This window comes from Streptococcus mitis, assembly GCF_001579035.1.
GTDB classification, from domain to species: domain Bacteria; phylum Bacillota; class Bacilli; order Lactobacillales; family Streptococcaceae; genus Streptococcus; species Streptococcus mitis_J.
The window spans coordinates 354,491-356,379 of sequence record NZ_KQ970287.1 but is presented as its reverse complement, the minus strand read 5'-3'; the positions used below and the strand labels follow the sequence as shown (position 1 = coordinate 356,379).

The 1,889-nt window shown below is 42.5% G+C and carries 1 protein-coding gene; it reads right to left on the bottom strand.

The features are described from left to right. The coding region (nrdE, locus tag SMIDD26_RS06155) for a class 1b ribonucleoside-diphosphate reductase subunit alpha (protein WP_061439532.1) at positions 1 to 1,889 on the bottom strand (1,889 nt) is incomplete at both ends.

Genomic DNA, 1,889 nt, shown 5'->3' with positions numbered 1-1,889 from the left:
CTTCTCCACCGTCATCTGTAAAGGTACGGACGTAGTAGATAGACTTGATTCCCTTGTTAAAGGCATAGTTACGAAGGATGGACAAGTCACGTGTCGTTTGTTTATTTTCCCTCTTCCATTCGTAAAGACCTTTTGGAATGTCACTACGCATAAAGAGAGTGAGTGAAAGTCCTTGGTCCACGTGCTCAGTCGCAGCAGCGTAAACATCAATCACCTTACGCATATCCATGTCGTAAGCAGAAGTGTAGTAAGGAATGGTTTCTGTTGACAAACCAGCAGCAGGATAGTAGATTTTACCGATTTTCTTCTCTTGGCGTTCTTCGATACGTTGCGTAATCGGGTGGATAGAAGCAGAAACGTCGTTGATATAGCTGATAGAACCATTTGGCGCTACAGCAAGGCGGTTTTGGTGGTAAAGACCATCTGCTTGAACCTTGTCGCGCAGTTCAGCCCAGTCAGTAGCACTTGGAATAAAGACATCTTTGAAGAGTTCTTTAACACGGTCTGATTTTGGAACAAAGTCGCCAGTCACATACTTGTCAAAGTAACTTCCCTTAGCATAGTCTGATTTTTCAAAGTTGTGGAAGGTGATACCACGTTCACGCGCGATATTGTTTGACTCAACCAAAGTCCAGTAGTTCATAAGCATGAAGTAGATGCTTGTAAATTCAACAGACTCAGGCGATCCATATTCAATCAATTGTTGGGCAAGGTAGCTATGAAGTCCCATAGCACCGAGACCAAAGGTGTGGGCTTGGCTATTTCCATGGTCAATCGTAGGTACAGCCACGATGTGTGAACTATCTGTAACGAAAGTTAAAGCACGAACCATAGCACGGATAGAACGACCAAAATCAGGTGAAGTCATCATGTTGACCACGTTGGTTGAACCAAGGTTACATGAAACATCCGTCCCCATTTGAAGGAATTCTTGAGCATCGTTGATCAAGCTTGGTTCTTGGACTTGAAGAATTTCAGAACACAAGTTACTCATGATAATCTTACCATCAACAGGATTTGCACGGTTAGCCGTATCAATGTTGACGACATAAGGATAGCCAGACTCTTGTTGCAATTTAGAGATTTCAGTTTCCAAATCACGCGCCTTGATTTTTGTCTTGCGGATATTTGGATTTGCGACTAATTCATCGTATTTTTCAGTAATGTCGATGTAGTTGAATGGCACACCGTATTCTTTTTCTACAGAGTAAGGGCTGAAGAGGTACATTTCTTCATTTTTACGAGCCAATTCGTAGAATTTATCTGGTACTACAACACCAAGTGATAGGGTTTTGACACGAACTTTTTCATCGGCATTTTCTTTCTTAGTTGAAAGGAAGGCGATGATATCTGGGTGAAAGACATTGAGGTAAACAACTCCAGCACCTTGACGTTGCCCCAATTGGTTGGAGTAAGAGAAGCTGTCTTCAAAAAGCTTCATAACTGGAACGACCCCAGAAGCTGCTCCTTCATACCCCTTGATAGGTGCACCAGCTTCACGAAGGTTGCTGAGAGTAATTCCCACACCACCACCAATACGTGAAAGTTGAAGGGCAGAGTTGATAGAACGTCCGATAGAGTTCATGTCATCCGTCACTTGGATTAAGAAACAAGATACCAACTCCCCACGACGAGCACGTCCAGCATTCAAGAAGGAAGGAGTAGCAGGTTGGTAGCGTTGGTGGATGATTTCATTGGCAATATCGATTGCAACAGCTTCATTCCCATCAGCGAAATAAAGGGCGTTAAAGAAGACACGGTCTTCCATACTTTCAAGATAATATTCACCGTCATTAGTCTTTAAGGCATATTGATTGTAAAATTTATAAGCAGCCATGAAAGACTTGAATTGGAAGTTTTGGTCTTTGATAAATTGTGACAATTCTTCC